Source organism: Actinacidiphila glaucinigra (assembly GCF_035918135.1).
In the GTDB taxonomy this organism is placed as follows: Bacteria; Actinomycetota; Actinomycetes; order Streptomycetales; family Streptomycetaceae; genus Actinacidiphila; species Actinacidiphila glaucinigra.
Window position 1 is genome coordinate 280422 of record NZ_CP109145.1, and the last position, 15233, is coordinate 295654.

Consider the following 15233-nt stretch of genomic DNA (forward strand, 5'->3'; position numbering starts at 1 on the left):
CGCGACGCGGGGACTTCTATCGCGTCTCACGCAGCGCGAAGTTGCGGCCCTTGGTCGCGCCGGCACCACGGTTCCCAGGCACCAACCAGTCACACCTACCCAGCCTCTAGAAGGAGCCGTCATGTGCGCGAGCCCTGACCAGGAACTCACGAGCTACGAACCTGCTCCCGGCACCGAGTACCCCTACTCGGTCTCCGACATCGCCCGCGCTGCAGCCAAGCTGCTCGGGCCGGGCTACCACGCCGAGTCCGGGCACTGGGGCGTGACAGGCGCTATCACCGGGCCCCACGGTCAGAGCATCACGATCGGCGTAGACCACGAGGGAGACCTATACGTCAAGCGCGGCAGCGACCAGATCACGTACTTGCCCGACGCTTGCGCCGCCTACAGCGTGGAAAGCAACGCCGATGCCGTGGCCAAGGCCGTACTGGCCTTCGCGTAGATCGCCCCGCCTGTGGTCGCCCAATGCGCCGTAGGCCATCCACTGGCCAGAGCCCCGCGCCCTTCCAACGGGGAGCGGGGCCACGGCGTGCGACATTGACGGCAGGGACAGGGCGACCTCTCAGGCCGGCGCGGTGGTGGCCGCCCCCGCCAGCCGAGTCACAGGCGCGGTAACACCCAAAGTTGCGGGCGTTGGGCAGCGGCGGAGCAACCTCGGCGGCACCGGATCCGCATGGGAGTCGAGACAGCTCTCCTCCCACCTCACGCGGGGTCCGGGCTCCCCAATCCGCACAACCCGCACCGAGGAGCGCTCCGCCATGCTCTCGCCCTCTGCCCCTGCCTGGAAATCCCCTTCCCCTCACGTGCTGCTGGACTGGCAGCGCCGCCAGGAACTGTTCACCCGCACCAACATGAACCACGCCATGCTGCGCACGTCGCTCAACAACGGTTCCTGGAACTTGCGACCTGAGCCGATCGTGCCGCCGACCGGACTCGACCCGGTTGACTTCGCCGCCCTGGTCCTGATGCGCACCGAAGCTGAGCGTCTCTTGAGCGCCCGTACCTACAGCATCGGTGCGAACACCACAGGGCTGGCAGTCGCCACCACAGCCGGGTCATCTCCGAAGGAGAAGATCAGCGTGCAGCGGCCGCCTTCGCCGTGCGGCTTGATGGTCTTTGCGGACCCGATCGGCTCCGACGCCGAAATATACGGCGCGACAGACGGAACCTTCGTTGAGATCCACACACCGATCGTTGCCGTCTCATGGTCCCTATGGGATGGCACCCAGTCGGAGGCGGCAGGCGCCACATACCCGTTGATCTGGTTCCGCCAGAATCCAGACGGCAACCCTGTCCCGCTCCCGCCCGAGCTACGCGGCATCTGGATGACCTTCTACGCTCCCCGCACGGCCGATCAAGTCGGACTGGACCCGGAACAGACTGTTGCGGTTGGCCCGGACGGCAGCCCCATCACCGCGCGCCAGGCAGCTGCAGTCGACCGGGCGTTTCAGCAGCGCACCCCCGAACTGTGGGGCCCCCTGGGCTGGCACAACGAGATCGTCCTGCCGGAAGGCGGCACCTTCAGCGAAACTACGCGGTCCGGCACCGTCCAGCGCTGGGCCGCCACCGTCTACACGGTGTGGCAGATCATGCAGCAGACCGGGCGCCAGCAATTGGTCGAGACGCGGACAGCAGCAGTGCCACCCAAGGCGCGCAAGAAGGCCGAGGCGAAGGCTCGGCAGTTGGGGCAACCGCCGGTTGGCGACGGCGTCGTCAGGGTCGTCGATCTTGCGGCCCCCGCCCAGCCCTCGAAGCAGGCCGCCGCAAACGACGCCGCTGCGTCCGACGGCAGGCGCACGGTGGAATGGTCCTGCCGGTGGCCGGTACCGCCGTACCGGCGCAGCACCTGCCTGAACCCCCACCTGCACCGCAAGCTCGGCGACGACGCTCTGCGGCATCACGAGCACCGCGACGACGTCGTGCCACTGACAATCAAGGGTCCGAAGGACAAGCCACTGAGGATGCGAGGCGGCACGACATTCACCTTCGACGGCCCCAGGGAGTCCTGACCACCGGTAGAAGGCGTCACATGGCCCGCCCCACCTCAGGGGCGGGCCATCGCCATCCCGCCATCATCAGGCGGCGCGGTATGCAGCAGCAGCCAATGCCGGCATTGCCATCCGCAGCAGGGCGAGGAGTGCAGCCCCCAGGACCGGACACACACGGCGACGGGTTGCGGCCGTTGGCCCTGGACACCCCAACGTAATTGAGGGCTGATCACTCATGCCGCCCAAGCGACGTCCTCAAGCACAGGGCCGCGCACCCCACGACCACCTACTAAGGAACACCCGCATGCAAGACAGCACGCTTCAACCGACCCCCGAACCATTCCCGCCGGTAAACATCACCCCTCTCAGCCTGGAACAGCGCGTTGACTTCGCTGGCCAACTACTCGCAGACCCCGCCACCAAGGAGGCTGCCCTGGCCACCGTGAGCATCAGTGACCTGCACACGGCCTTGGTCAACAGCACAGAAACCGCACTCATCGGTGGCTTGCGCGATTTCATTGAGCAAGCCGTTCGTGATGGCATCATGAGCACTCAGCCGGTGACTCACGTGCGGTTCCGCACGGCCGACTACGGCAGCGGCCTGCGATACGACGAGGACGAAGCCCGCTTCTACCACGCCGACGGCGAAGTCACTGTCACCACCGTCGAAGCGACACCCGCCGACGACTGGCTCAGAGACCTCACCGAACTGGACACGGAGATTGGTTGCGACTCCGAACTCACGGTCGACCTCAACACGGGAACAGTCGCCTATGGCACCGTCGACGCCCAGGCGGACACCGGTCCGGTGACCGGGCCCGAGGGCAACAGCACGCACTGAGATCGCCATGGTGTGGCGGCCCCGCTTCCCCGACCACGGGCGGCGGGGCCGCTGGCGTTGTGGTCCAGCGCCTTCGGCGGGTCGGGGGGTTGCGGAGGTTGGGCGGGAGTCGGTGAGAGTCGGTCTGACCCCGGAAGACCCGTACGAAAGGCCCGGGGCGCCCCCGCCCGTCTGCCCATCCCGCTGCTTGGTGCTGCCTCGAGTGGCGGGTGTCGTGTTGCCGAACGCCCGGTGGGGGTGTGGCCTTACCCGTAACGAAGGGAACCGCTCATGCTGAACGCTTCGTACCCCAGCACGCTGACCGGCCAGTCCGAACCGGAAAACACGGCCGCGCGGTGCTTCTTCTGCGACACGACGCCCGCTCCCGGGACCGGCCTGGTCACCGGCCCTGGTGTGAACATCTGCGGGAGGTGCGTCGCCACTGGCCAGCAGCCGGAACACCCGCAGCTGGGCGGCTCCTCCGGCATCGACCCGGACGACTACTGCTGGTTCTGCGGCAGCACCCGCCGTACCGAGCCGGGCTTGATCGCCGGGAAACACGCCCGGATCTGCCCGCACTGCCTGGAGCTGTGCGCGATCATCCTGGACGCGGACCGGGGAGAGGACGGCTCGACGATGGGCGGGCTGGACTGAGCGGTCTTATCGGCCAGCACGACGGCCCGTCCCCGAAGCGGTGCGGGCCGTCGTGCTGCCCGGTGGCGGGCTGGCCGGACGGCGCCGGGCGCCTCGGCGTGTGTGGGCGCGGGTGTCAACTGTTGGTCTATGCACAGGGGTTGACGTTGTTACCCTCGGGTCGGGCAGAGTTCTCGTCCAGCGGGCCGGACCCCGCAGCCCCGGGCGGCGACCCTATCCCCCCTCACCCGCCTTCCGGTGCGGCAGCGGCGCGGTCCGGCCCGCCCTCGGGGCGGCCGCGCCCCCGTTTTCGGTGCTCCCCTTGCCGCTGGCAGCGGGGCACGGCCCCCCCTCCGCTGCCCTTTCTGGGGGGCCGTGGGTTCTCGAGGGACGCAACCGCGCCGTCGCGGTGTCAGCAGGGTTCAGACACGCCTCTGCTGCCGTAGCAGTAGTCGGTTACGGCGTCTCCCGGGAGGGGCGGGGTGTCGTTGTTGAACGGTCCTAGGTGAGCTGCCCAGGCCACCAGCCGGGCGACCAGGACAATCTCGGCGACACGGCCCGGACGCTTGTACCGGGGCACGGGTTCGGTCTCAGTGTCCGGTTCCTCCGGGCGCTGTAGGTCCTCGAGCACCGCGCACGGGTCGGGTGTCGCCGTGCCGGTTAGCCCGCGTTGGACTACGGCTTCCTGGATCGGTTCCGGTGGTGGTTGCGGGCGTTGAGCGCGTACCGGTCAGGGTCGGCGGGCCGCGCCGCCGGGAGCCGCTCGCCCCGGGCACCGGGGGAGTGGAGTGGCCGCCAGCACATTCCGCCCCGCGCCGCCCCGGTGTCGCGTCTGGGGCGTGCTCCGGAGCCGCGGCCGCGCACCGCCACCTACCTGAGGAGAGTCGTTTCCTGTGACCACTACCGTTGCCCCCGCCCGGCGTACCGTGACCGCCGCCGTGACCGTCCAGGGGCCGGCCGAGGCCGCCGTCGTGGCTGCCGGGGCGGTCGCGCCTGGGGCGTGCCGGAATCGGCACTGCGGCCGGCGGGGCACGCCCCGGCCCGGCGACGTCTACTGCGACCCGTGCGCTGATGACGCCGACGACCACGACCAGGGCCGTCACGACCGCGACAGCCGGGAGCACTGCCCCGTCTGCCAGCCCTGACCTCGCACGGCGCCCACCGACTACGGCCCGCCCCTTGCCCCTGGGGGTGGGCCGTTGGTGTGCCCCGGCCTGGTCCTGCAGCGCCGCGGCGGCGCATCGCGACAGGGGCGGTCTACCTGCTGGTCATGGCGCCGGAGGTCACCGCCCGCCGGAGCCGTCACGGTTCCGGCCCGGCTGACCCGCCTCGTCCCGTGCGGCCCCGCGCCCTCCGTGCTCAGGCAGCGCCACGTGCGGGGACGTTGCCGGGACGGCCCGCGCGCCCTCATGGGCTGTGCGTGGCTCTGCCCCGGCTGGCCGTGTTCACCGCCCCGGCTCGGGTTGGTCGGGCGTGCTGGCTTGAGTGCGGTGGTGGTGCCCGGCGCTGACGCCGGGGTTGCGTGGCTTGAACGGGCGCGGGTGACGCTACGCGGCGCCAGGGCTTCCGTTCCGCGGCGTCTGCTGACACAGGAGGCCCGGCAGGCAGTTCTGCCACCAGCCAAGCGCCACTCCCGCTCGCGCATGCGCCCTGTCCAGGCGCTAGGGCGGGGTGGCCGGTGCTCTACGACCAGGCCGAGGAGATCGTTCATGTCCAATACTACCGTCCGTCCTGCCGCGTCGCCTGCCGCTTCGCAGGCAGCCCGACCCGACCTGGCACCCACGCGGGTTCTGCCGCGCGGGACGCTGCCCCGGATCACCGCCGACGCCTGCACGCCCACCCAGTGGGCCACCGCCGAGCAGAAAGCCCGCAAGGCCAACCTGTTCCTGGTGTTCATCGAAGAGGGCCTGTGCTCCGATCGGTTCACCACCGCCCTGTACCGGACCGTGTCTGGCCACTTGTTCGGGCACATCGCGCACTTCGACCGGGCCGGGTTCGCCGACACGTGGTTCACGACCCCTGCCACCAAGGCTGCGTTCATCGACCACGCGCTGCGGCGCCGCGTTTACGGCGACCCCGCCTACACCTGGTCGGACGTAGAAGAGCACATCCAGCACGCCCTGCAGGCCCACCCCGGACTGCGGGACTTGCGGAACTGGCCCGGCTATCAGCCGCCCGCCCACGGCTGCCCCAGCTGCACCTGCACGCGTTAGCGATCCGCCCCTGGGCCGCTTTCGCTGTGCCCGCTGACCATCCACCCCATGGTGCGCCCGGCCCTCTGGCCGGGCGCACCCGCACGAACCGGAGGCTATCCATGTCCGAGCCCGCGACCAGCCCCGACTCCGTCCCGCTGCTCATCGGCGCGCAGGTCCAGGCATTCGCCCTCGAGGTCCGTCGGCAGACCTGCACCGACCTGGCCACGCTGCTCTGCAGCGTCGGCCACCCGATCGCGGCCGGCCTCGTCGACGTCGACCGCGACTTCACCGAGTTGTCCCGCTCGCTGGCCGCCATGCCCACAACGCCGGCCGCGGAGCACAAGGCCCACTGCCGGGCCTTCGACTGTCGCTGCGGCTGCGCCCGCGCCCAGGACTGCCAGGACTGTGGTCGGTGCGTATGCTGGCGCGCCGAGTGCTGCGCGCAAGTCCCCGTCGACCGGGCGCGCCAGGCGAACCGGACGGCGGCGCTGCGCCGACTCTTGGACAGCGTCGACCTGCAGACGCTCAGCGAACTGCGGGGCACCGCCGCCGAGGCCGAGGAAGCCTCGCTGCGGCGCACGATAGCCCGCCGGATCCGACTCCTGGTCCCGGCTGATGGCCGCCGGTACACGCACGCCGACATCGAAGCAAGCGACTCGAAGCTGTGCATGGGGCACGCCGACTACAGCACCCACGGCGTGGAGCTGTACGACGAGGAACACGCCACCGCCCACACCGTCGACCTGAACGACGCGGTGGTGTCGGCGGCGCTTGGCACGCTGGCTGAGCTGCTGCGCCCGGATGACGGGGCGCTGCTCACCATCGACCTGACCACCGAGGAACTCCCCGGCTGACCGGCGGGGGTTGTGCTGCCCGTCCCCTGACCCGGGGGCGGGCAGTTCCCGTTTCCCGGATCCATGCCTGGCGGGGGAGGGTGGTTGCCTGGGTTGGGGTGTGCGAGGGCACTGTCGGGGTCCGGCGGTCCTCGAGGCCCCGTGACCGGCGTTCCAGCCTGCCGCCTGGCACGGCCCCAGGCTGCGATGTTCGGCTGCCCGCTGCCGTCGACTTGGCCGACGGGCTGCACGGCGCTCGCGCTGTTCCCGCGGCTCCTGCTGCCGCTGTTGGCCGGGCGTGTCCCGGCCCGCCCGCTCACCCCTAGACGTCTGCCTCCTGGAAGGGACGTGTTCGGAATGCCCGCAACCACCCCGCCCACCGCCACCCCGCCCACCAGCGTCACCACTGCCGCGCCCGCCAGCGACGCCCGCACCCGTGCCGTGGTGCGTGCGTTTGGGATCTCCGCCCGGCATCACCGTCCCGAACGGCACTACGGCCTGTCCCGGGGCGTGACGAAGTGGACGTGGACCCGCATCCTCGGCCGCCGGATCACAGCGTTCGAGATCACCCACGACGCCGCCACCAACACCGCGGTCCTGCGCGTCTACCCCAACGACGGTGCCGTGTGCTCCCGCGAGCTGACAGTCAATGGGGTGAAGGCACGGCAGATCGGCCGCCTGGTCTACCGCGATCCCGCCGCGCACGCCCAAGCCGCCGCCTGGTTACGCCGGAAGGCCTGCGAACAGATCACCAGGCAGTTGGCCCCGCTCGCGTTGAACGGTGTCCTGCCGTTCTTCGCGGTCGTCGAAGTCGACGACGGCTCCGGCTGGACCGGCGAGGGCAAGGGCTCCACAGTCAGGTGGCTGTCCGACGTCGCCGCCGATGCCGCGCTGGCCGGGCCCGTCCGCGTTATCTCCCACCCCTACCGGGAGATCCTTGCCACCCATCCGGCCACCAGCGTCGACGCCCGCCCGGCAGCCGCGTAACCCTGCCCGCTGCAGGGCCCGCCGCAGCGGGTCGTTTGGCCCGCCCCCCCGTCCTGGGGGCGGGCCGTCGTCGTGCCCGGTGGCCGGCGCGAGCATTCAAGCCGCCGTCGGCCGAGGCCGTGCGGACGGTTGCCGACACGTGTGTCGCCGTAGCCGCCGCGTCGCGCTACCTGCCGCGTGGCCAGGTGCCCCGCACCTGGGGGCGGGCCAATGTCGTTCGGCCTGTCCCGGGGCAGGACTTGCGGTCGTTGACGGCCCAACGGTCATCGTCGGGAGGCATCCACTCGCCGCGCGTAGCCCGCCCGCGGCCCGTTCACCGCCCGCCAACCCCCGGCTGCCGTTGACGGGCCCTGGCAGGACGCAGGCACCGGCCATCCCAGCGATCTGGACCCCCGGCGCACAGCAACCGCCGGACACGAACGAAAGGACAACGCACTCCATGAGCAGGACCGCTGCTGCAATCCGCAGCGACTTTGGCCAGGCCACCCACCGAGTTGCCACAGCCGTCCGCAGTGCCGCGATGTGGCTCTCCGCCGTCATCGCCCGGCTTTCCCTTCTCCCCAACCCCCATGCCGCTATCACCGACGTGCTTGAGCTGATCGGGCACCCCGACATCACCGACGGTGACCTGCTCGACGCGATTCAGGACGTCGTGGACTCCCACGGCTTTCGCTGGCCCGGTGAGGAGGACTTCATCAAGTGCCCCCGCTGCGCCTGGCACTGGCTTCCCGCGCGCATGCACCCCACCAGCGGCATCTGCCCCGAGTGCACCCGCCGCGCCACCACCACCGGCTGACCGCAGCCCCTGCCACCCCGCGCGACCTGAGGAAGGAATCCCGACCCTGTGACCGCCGTTGTTCGTGCCCCGTGCCCCGTGCACGGTGACCGCGACCCTGCCGCCCATGCCCAACAACACCAAGCAAGCGCTCGTCGATCTGGCGGTGTCGGGCGGGTGCCGGAACCGATATTGCCGCCGCGGCGCTCCCGAGCCCGGCACCTCGTACTGCATCCCGTGCGCTGACGACGCCGACGACCACGACCAGGGCAAACACGACCGAGACAGCCAGGAACACAGCCCGTCCTGCCAGCCCTGACCGGCGCCGGGACGAAACGGCCCGCCCCTGTTTTGCGGGGGTCGGGCCGTTGCCGTACTCGTTGCTCGGTGATGGGGCGAGAGTTCAGCCGCCGCCGGCCGGGGCCGTGCGGCCGTGGCCTGTCCGGCCCGCCGCCCGCCCCGGGGGCGTGCTGGTGCTGGCGGGCGAGGCTTGCGGTCGTTGACAGCCAGGCGGTCACCGTCGGTGGACACTCTCCCGCCGCACGCAGCCCGCCTCCCAGGGCGGGTTCGCGTTGTTCCTGAAAGGCCGCGTGTATGTCCTTCCTTCCGTTCACGACCGTCCGTGACCTGGACAGCGAACCGGTCGGCCACGTCACGATCGAGTTCGTTCCTTCCACCTGGTACCCGCACACCTGGATGGTCGCCTGCACTCCCCGTGGCGACGACCCCCACCTGCACATGTACGGCCCGTTCGCCTCCCCCGAAGACGCCACCGACTGGGCCGACCACTACGTCGCCCCGTACAGCGCCTACACCGTCACAGCCCTGGCGGCCCCCTACACCCTGAACGGCCTCCAGCAGGTCACTGGCAAACCCGTCACCCGCGCCTGTACCGCACCACGAGCCGCAAGCGTCCGCAAGGTCGCCAAGGTCTTGAAGGCCGCAGGCTTCCACCGGTTCCGCGCCGACTTCACCGGCCGCACCGGACGCCGTGGCTTCACCGCTGCTGCGCTCGATGATGCCGTTGAGGTCCGCGCGCTTGGCCCGCGCGCCCAGCTGGACCTCGTGGGGATGACCGCCTGCCTGCAACGGTCCGGCCAGCAGTATGCGTTCGAGACCACTGGCCCGGACAGTGACCGGGTGCTCGTACGACGGCAGACTCCCGCCCAGGCGCAAGACCGCGCCGAGGCGGCAGCGAGCCGGGTCGCTCCGTTCATCGACGCGCTTCTTGCGGGCGGCGTCTCGGGGGACCCGGACCGTGCGGCGGACGACGATGGTGGGAGCCGGTAAGCACCCCTCCCGCGTGACCGTACGGCCCGTCCCTGCTCCTGGGGGCGGGCCGTCGTCATGCCTCGGGCCACGGCTGGCCGGCGTCCTGAGTTGCGGGTGTTGGCGGTGGTGCGGTCACAGTCCTGGTCAGCGGGCCGGACCCCGCAGCCCCTGCCCCCTGGGATCGCGCCCCCTCTTGCCGCCTGCGGTCCCGGGGATGACGCGGGCAGCGGCACGGTCCGGCCCGCGCTGCTTGCCCGTGTCCTCGGCCACCAGCGCGCTGCGGACCTCACAGAATGGAGTTACTCCCCTCGATGGACACCGCTGAACTGACCGCCGTTGCGGCAGCAAGTCTCGCCAGCCGCATTCCCAACGCTCAGCAAGTCGCGACCATCACCACCTCGGCAGTACGCACTGCCGGATGGATGCACTACAACGACCGCGAGACAACCGTCCGGTACACCGACGGCACCACCGGCACGGTGGACCTGTCCGACACCCCGTACCACGAAGCGCTTGAGCGGCATGCGGACGACGAAGCGAACTACGGGGATCTCCCGGATGTCACGCTTCGCCTGAACCCCGACCCCGTCAGCCCAGCCGACGCGCTTCTTGCGGGCGGCGTCTCGGGGGACCCGGACCGTGCGGCGGACGACGATGGTGGGAGCCGGTAAGCACCCTCCCGCGTGACCGTACGGCCCGTCCCTGCTCCTGGGGGCGGGCCGTCGTCATGCCTCGGGCCCCGGCTGGCCGGCGGCCGAGGGTTGCGGGTGTTGACCACAGCCCGGGCACTGTCCGGGACAGCGGGGACGGCGTCGCCCGCGACTTCCTCGCGTGGACCCAAGCCACCTCGCGCGACCGACCCGCGAGCCGGCCGCCGCAGCGGCCCCTCCCTTTGTCTGCCAAAGAACCGGAGCATCCGTGAGCACCGAAACCCCGCCGCCGCACATCGACCTGGTCGAGGACCCCGACGAGCGCGAGGAGTGGCACGTCATCCGCCACGACGGCGAGGACGTCGCGATCGCCGACGTGCAGGAGACCGGCGACGCCATGTGGATCCACGACATCGTCGTCCACCCCGACTACCGGGGACGCGGATACGGCAGCGCCCTCCTGCGCTCCGTCATCGCCCGCCACGGTCAAGGCGCCATCGCCTTGAGCTGCGAAGCGGTCGTCACCAGCTTCCCCGGAGTCCGCAACACCGCTGGACTCACCGACGACGAGTTGACCGGCTGGTACGGCCGCCACGGATTCCAGCCCGACCCGTACGCCCCCGATTACGAGCACCGGTTGCTCCGCCTTCCCCCGACCACCCTGTGACCTGCTGGCGGGTGGGGTTGTGGGTGTTGCCTGCGTCCTGGTCATGGTTGTGGTCAGCGGGCCGGAGCCTGTAGCCGCCTTTCTTCGGGGATCGCCCCCGGACTCTTGCTGTCTGCCGCGGCCGCGGGGGACCTGCGTCCGGCAGACGTAGCCGGCCCCGCGCACTGACCGACCGGCCCGCCCTGCTCTCTCCCGGGGCGGGGCCGTCGCATGGCGCAAGGCCCGGCTTCCGGGCCTACTTCCCGGCGCGTAGCAGCGCCGGACTCGCGAAAGGACACCTGATGAGCGCCCCCTTCCAGTACCCGGCCGCAGTGACCGACGACTACGCCGCTTACGCCTCGCGTGCTTTCGCTGCCGGGCACGGACTCCAGACGACCCACGACCCGGACACCGGCGCGTTCACTGGCATCGTCGCCATCCCCGCCGGCTCCGCTCTCGCCCGGCAGATCGCAGAAACCGCCGAACGCCGCGCCGGTATTGCCTGACCCGGGCGCTGCCGCCCGTGGTGGCAGCGGGCGGGGGTGGGTGCGGACAGGCGGCGCTCCGCGACGGCGTACCGCCCCGCCCCCGACCTGGGGGCGGGGCGTTGTCGTACCCGTTGCCCGCTGACTGGAGCGAGAACGCCACCGCTGGGCGGGGCGTTGTCGTGTTCCGGCCTGTCCGGGGGAGTGGCGGGTCACGGCGTCGGCGGGGTGGCGGGTGTTGGGGCAGACGCGGTCATGGTCGGTGCCACACCCCACTGCCGTCTGCCGTCTGTCAGGAGCCCGCGTCATGCCCGCCGTGTCTGCCGTGCCTGTTGTGTTCTTTCCCGTGATCGTCACCGCCGCCCCTCCCTCCGACGACGACGTCTACCCCTACGACCCGGCGCGGCTACGTCTCGCCCGGGCCGGGGAGATCCTCGACGAGGACCTGGTCGTGGGCGACGTCAGCGACCAGGCGGGCCGTCTTGCCGTCACCGACTACGTCGCGAACCCGTACCCGGCCGCGCCCGCCGGAGTCGACCCGGCGCACTGCAGCCACTGCCGTGAGGCCGCTACGCCGGCGGTGCGGCTGACCCACGACGCCGCGCCAGGCAACCCGTGGGACGGGGCATGCGATGTGAAGCCCCGCACGGATGTGGTGCTATCGGTCCGGGGGCCATGCACGGTCTGGTCTTCAAGCCGACGGAGAACCCCGCGGTGGACACCGAGGAGGCGGAGGCGCCGCTGTCCGGCTCGCCTGGCTATCTGCTGCGTTATGTCTACGTCGTGGACGGCAAGCGGCAGCAACTGCTCCTGGTCCGCCCGTGCGGGCACTGCGGGCAGACGCGCGAGAACGAGGTGCGAAGCCTGGCTCACCTGGGCCGCCTGCTCGACGGCTTGGACGAGTAGCCGACTCCCCGCACCTCATGCCGTGGAACGCCCCGCCCCGGACTCGATCCCGGGGCGGGGCGTCTTGCCGTGACGGCGCGCCGTCAGCCTCTCCCGATCGAGTTGCATCACCCCGAGTACCGGCGTTAGGCCGTCCGGACCTGAGCGCCGCTGGCAGCGCGACTCCGCATGACCCACCGGCCCGCCCCCGTACCTCGGGGGTGGGCCGTCGTCGTTTCCGAGCCCGAGCCCGAGCCCGGGCACGGACAGCCGGACCGGCGGGAGCGGCGGGACCGGCGGGCACGGTCGACCGGCGGGTGTTCGGGGTTGCGGGTGTTGACCCCGGTCCGGGCAGTGTTCGGGGCGGCGGGCCGGACCCCGCAGCCCCAGGAGCGTGAGGTCGTCCCCCCTTCCGACCCCCGTCTGGCGCGGCAGTGGTGTGGTCCGGCCCGCCTGAGGCCGGTCGTGTCCCGCTCGTCACCCCCCTGCGAGCGGGCCACGGCCCCTCTCCCGGGGTGTGTGCGGCACCGGCCGCCGCCCCGTCCCGCCCTGCCGCCGCTCGCTGGCCGGGCCGCGCACCACCAATCCCGCAAGCACACACTGCGTTGGAGGACGCTCATGCCTAAGACCGCCCGCGCCCGTAAGAAGACCGCTGCACCGGCCCGCCGTACCGGCGCCCGCCACCCGCAGCCGACCACCGTACGGATCGAGCCCGCCCGGCCAGGCGATGCCCGCGACTACTTCCGGCTGCTACTCACCGCTCTGCCCGACGAGCCGCTGCCCACCCCCGAGGCTCTGCTGTCCCTGCCGCCCGAGCAGTTCACCCACGGCCCCGCCCTGTGCCTGGTCGCCCGCGACACCCGCACCGGGAAGGTCGTCGGCGCGCTCATCGGCGGCGTCCCGGTCTGGATCGATGAGAACCCGCTCACCAACCAGTTCACCCTGCCCGGGGTACTGCTGGGCGCGCTCATGGCAGACCGCATCGCCGGAATCCACGCGATTGGCGTCGACCCCGACCACCGCAAGCAAGGCATCGGCCGCGCCCTGATCACCACCGCCGAGCAGCATTTCCGTGACGCCGGATTCAAGCTGTCGACGTTGAACCACACCCCGGACCTGACCCGCTTCTACTCCCGTCTGGGCTACCACTCCTCACCGCAGCTGATCATCCTCGTTCCCGGAGACCACCTCTTCGGCGAGCAGGCCCCCGGCTACCTCATGGCCGCCAAGCCGATCGCCCCCCGCGTGGAAGTCGTGATGCTGCCTCAGGCGCCCGGCCCGATCGCGTCCGGCCTGTTCCGCGACTGCACCCTGCCCCCCGGAGCGCGCTTCGAAGACGGCCGACTGGTCGCCCCCTGACAGCTCCACCGGCCCCGGCCCCGCGCCCCGCCCTGGCGGTGTGCGGGGCAGGCCGGTGGCGGGTTGTGGGTGTTGGTCGTGGCCGGGCAAGTGTGGTCCTGCACCCCCGACGCCCGTCTGTTCGAAGGGATCCCCCGCTCATGCGTACTGTCACTGTGCCGAGTCACCCTGGCGACACGTTTCGGCTGGCCGACCGGCCGACCGGGCCGGGCTGGGAGCCGTTGCCGCAAGGTATGGGCGTAGCCCACGCAATGGTCGTGCCCGGGCACCAGGTTCGGGTGGGAGACGTGATTGTGGCGTTCTTCACCGACGGCCCGGGCGAGCGGCACGCGGAGTACGAGGAGGAGCCGTTCACTGCTGATCCGCACGCACTGGGTGACTGTCCATGCCAAGGGTGTGAGGTCTGCGACGAACGTAACGAGCTCGCCCTGGACGGATCCCTGGACGCCGCCGGTCTGGCCGGTCTGACCCAGAACGACGCCCGCTACGTCTGTCTGGCCCCGTCCCAGCCGGACGCGGACTGCACGGTTGTCTTCCGGAACACCCCCGTGGCGGTCATTCCCGCTGCTCAACTCGCCGGCGATCGCGGCTGACCCTGCAACACCGGCTACCGGCCCGTCCCCGTACCTCGGGGGCGGGCCATCGTCGTGTCACCAGCCCGCATGGGAGTTCGGTCCGCCGGCCGGCTGGGGTTGCGGGTGTTGCCCCCGGTCCGGACATGGTCACGCCACACCCTCCGGGGTCACCGGCACCGCACTGGAGCCCGGCCCCCGGCAGGTCAGCGGAGGCACTCCACGCCCCGCCCCAGTTCACTCACAGCCCTTGGAGGCTTCATCGTGTCTCGTACCCGTGCATCCCGCCCCTGGCGCGTCGCGCTCTGCACCAGCACCGCCGTGCCTCTCGTGACGGTCTACTCCGTGCAGCACCTCGGTCCGGCCCGCCTCCCGCTGCTCATCACCGGTGGTGTCGTCCTGGCGGCCGCGTTGCTCGCCGGGGCGCTGTTGCCCGCCGCAGACGGTCGTCCGCGCCGTCTGCGGGGGCTGCTCCTGGCGGCGCTGCCCGCGGTCGCGTTCGTGCTGCCCCTGGTCCGGGGGACGAACTACACCAGCGTGCTCATGGTCAGTGCCTCGGTGGTGATCTACAGCCTGTGCATGACGGCGAAGCTCGAGGTCCGCAACGGCCGGGCTTCCCGCACGGCCGGTGACAGCCGCGGCTGACCCTGCAGCACCGGCTACCGGCCCGTCCCCGTACCTCGGGGGCGGGCCGTCGTCGTGTCACCGGCCCGGCCCTGGAGCAACCCGACCCGCGCCGCTCCGGGACCGGGGCGGGTGGTCCTGGGGTCGATGTCGTGTGCGTGGCGCCCTCGAGCAGCCCGCGGTGGAGCCGGGGGAGCGGCCACCCCGCGCCCCCGGGCCCCCGGGCCCCCGCGCCCCCGGGGGATCCGGAGTTGACGGTCTTGGTGGCGGTCCGGGCAGTGTTCGGGTCAGCGGGCCGGACCCCGCAGCCCCCGGCGTGGATCGCTCCCCCTCCGATCCCCGGGCGTGGCAGCGGCGCGGTCCGGCCCGCCCCCGAAGACCGGTCGTGTCCCGCTCGTCACCCCCCTGCGAGCGGGGCACGGCCCACAGCTCCACCACCAGCACGGGCCGCAGCGGTGCCGTCAGCACCACGCCCCGCCACAGCTGCCCCGCCCCACCTGCCCCGGCCG

19 protein-coding genes are annotated in these 15233 nt (G+C 71.5%); 18 read left to right on the forward strand and 1 reads right to left on the reverse strand.

The genetic code is table 11. The features are described 5' to 3' along the window. The first annotated feature begins 121 nt into the window (after positions 1-121). From OIE69_RS44330 to OIE69_RS44395, 14 genes are all read left to right on the forward strand, one after another. Complete coding sequence (locus OIE69_RS44330; protein ID WP_326581851.1) at positions 122-442, forward strand: hypothetical protein; 321 nt, start codon at positions 122-124, stop codon at positions 440-442. A gap of 361 nt (positions 443-803) precedes the next feature. Continuing rightward, positions 804-2009, forward strand: coding sequence for a hypothetical protein (locus tag OIE69_RS44335; RefSeq protein ID WP_326581852.1), 1206 nt, complete (start codon positions 804-806; stop codon positions 2007-2009). Positions 2010-2292: 283 nt separating this feature from the next. Further along, positions 2293-2829 carry a hypothetical protein gene (locus tag OIE69_RS44340; RefSeq protein ID WP_326581853.1) on the forward strand — a complete coding sequence of 179 codons (537 nt, stop codon included), beginning with the start codon at positions 2293-2295 and terminating at the stop codon, positions 2827-2829. 270 nt (positions 2830-3099) lie between these two features. Further along, positions 3100-3462, forward strand: a complete 363-nt coding sequence (locus OIE69_RS44345) for a ClpX C4-type zinc finger protein (protein WP_326581855.1) — start codon at positions 3100-3102, stop codon at positions 3460-3462. Positions 3463-4334: 872 nt separating this feature from the next. Continuing rightward, positions 4335-4586 (forward strand): hypothetical protein, encoded by a 252-nt coding sequence (locus OIE69_RS44350; protein ID WP_326581856.1) that lies wholly within the window; start codon positions 4335-4337, stop codon positions 4584-4586. A 564-nt stretch (positions 4587-5150) separates the two neighbouring features. Further along, entirely contained in the window at positions 5151-5654 is a 504-nt protein-coding gene (locus tag OIE69_RS44355) for a hypothetical protein (protein WP_326581857.1), read from the forward strand. A 101-nt stretch (positions 5655-5755) separates the two neighbouring features. Further along, on the forward strand, positions 5756-6490 hold the full coding sequence (locus OIE69_RS44360) for a hypothetical protein (protein WP_326581859.1): 735 nt from the start codon (positions 5756-5758) through the stop codon (positions 6488-6490). Between the two features lie 336 nt (positions 6491-6826). Further along, positions 6827-7456 carry a hypothetical protein gene (locus OIE69_RS44365; RefSeq protein ID WP_326581861.1) on the forward strand — a complete coding sequence of 210 codons (630 nt, stop codon included), beginning with the start codon at positions 6827-6829 and terminating at the stop codon, positions 7454-7456. Between the two features lie 439 nt (positions 7457-7895). Continuing rightward, positions 7896-8252 carry a hypothetical protein gene (locus OIE69_RS44370; RefSeq protein ID WP_326581863.1) on the forward strand — a complete coding sequence of 119 codons (357 nt, stop codon included), beginning with the start codon at positions 7896-7898 and terminating at the stop codon, positions 8250-8252. A 106-nt stretch (positions 8253-8358) separates the two neighbouring features. Then, positions 8359-8550, forward strand: a complete 192-nt coding sequence (locus OIE69_RS44375; protein ID WP_326581865.1) for a hypothetical protein — start codon at positions 8359-8361, stop codon at positions 8548-8550. 275 nt (positions 8551-8825) lie between these two features. Next, positions 8826-9521 (forward strand): hypothetical protein, encoded by a 696-nt coding sequence (locus tag OIE69_RS44380; protein ID WP_326581867.1) that lies wholly within the window; start codon positions 8826-8828, stop codon positions 9519-9521. Positions 9522-9814: 293 nt separating this feature from the next. Beyond that, positions 9815-10174: a hypothetical protein gene (locus OIE69_RS44385; RefSeq protein ID WP_326581869.1), complete on the forward strand. Its 360-nt coding sequence runs from the start codon at positions 9815-9817 to the stop codon at positions 10172-10174. A 247-nt stretch (positions 10175-10421) separates the two neighbouring features. Then, positions 10422-10820, forward strand: a complete 399-nt coding sequence (locus OIE69_RS44390; protein ID WP_326581636.1) for a GNAT family N-acetyltransferase — start codon at positions 10422-10424, stop codon at positions 10818-10820. Between the two features lie 281 nt (positions 10821-11101). Beyond that, complete coding sequence (locus OIE69_RS44395) at positions 11102-11305, forward strand: hypothetical protein (RefSeq protein ID WP_326581635.1); 204 nt, start codon at positions 11102-11104, stop codon at positions 11303-11305. 385 nt (positions 11306-11690) lie between these two features. On the opposite strand, the gene OIE69_RS44400 is transcribed toward OIE69_RS44395, so the two are convergent. Next, entirely contained in the window at positions 11691-11840 is a 150-nt protein-coding gene (locus tag OIE69_RS44400; RefSeq protein ID WP_326581634.1) for a hypothetical protein, read from the reverse strand. A gap of 119 nt (positions 11841-11959) precedes the next feature. Here OIE69_RS44400 and OIE69_RS44405 point away from each other — a divergent pair, with 119 nt between their 5' ends. The 4 genes from OIE69_RS44405 to OIE69_RS44420 all read left to right on the forward strand — a co-directional run bounded on the left by OIE69_RS44405 (position 11960) and on the right by OIE69_RS44420 (position 14745). Continuing rightward, positions 11960-12190: a hypothetical protein gene (locus tag OIE69_RS44405; protein ID WP_326581633.1), complete on the forward strand. Its 231-nt coding sequence runs from the start codon at positions 11960-11962 to the stop codon at positions 12188-12190. 597 nt (positions 12191-12787) lie between these two features. After that, entirely contained in the window at positions 12788-13528 is a 741-nt protein-coding gene (locus OIE69_RS44410) for a GNAT family N-acetyltransferase (protein WP_326581632.1), read from the forward strand. A 278-nt stretch (positions 13529-13806) separates the two neighbouring features. After that, positions 13807-14121 carry a hypothetical protein gene (locus tag OIE69_RS44415; RefSeq protein ID WP_326581631.1) on the forward strand — a complete coding sequence of 105 codons (315 nt, stop codon included), beginning with the start codon at positions 13807-13809 and terminating at the stop codon, positions 14119-14121. Positions 14122-14364: 243 nt separating this feature from the next. Beyond that, positions 14365-14745 carry a hypothetical protein gene (locus OIE69_RS44420; protein ID WP_326581630.1) on the forward strand — a complete coding sequence of 127 codons (381 nt, stop codon included), beginning with the start codon at positions 14365-14367 and terminating at the stop codon, positions 14743-14745. The last annotated feature ends 488 nt before the right edge of the window (positions 14746-15233 follow it).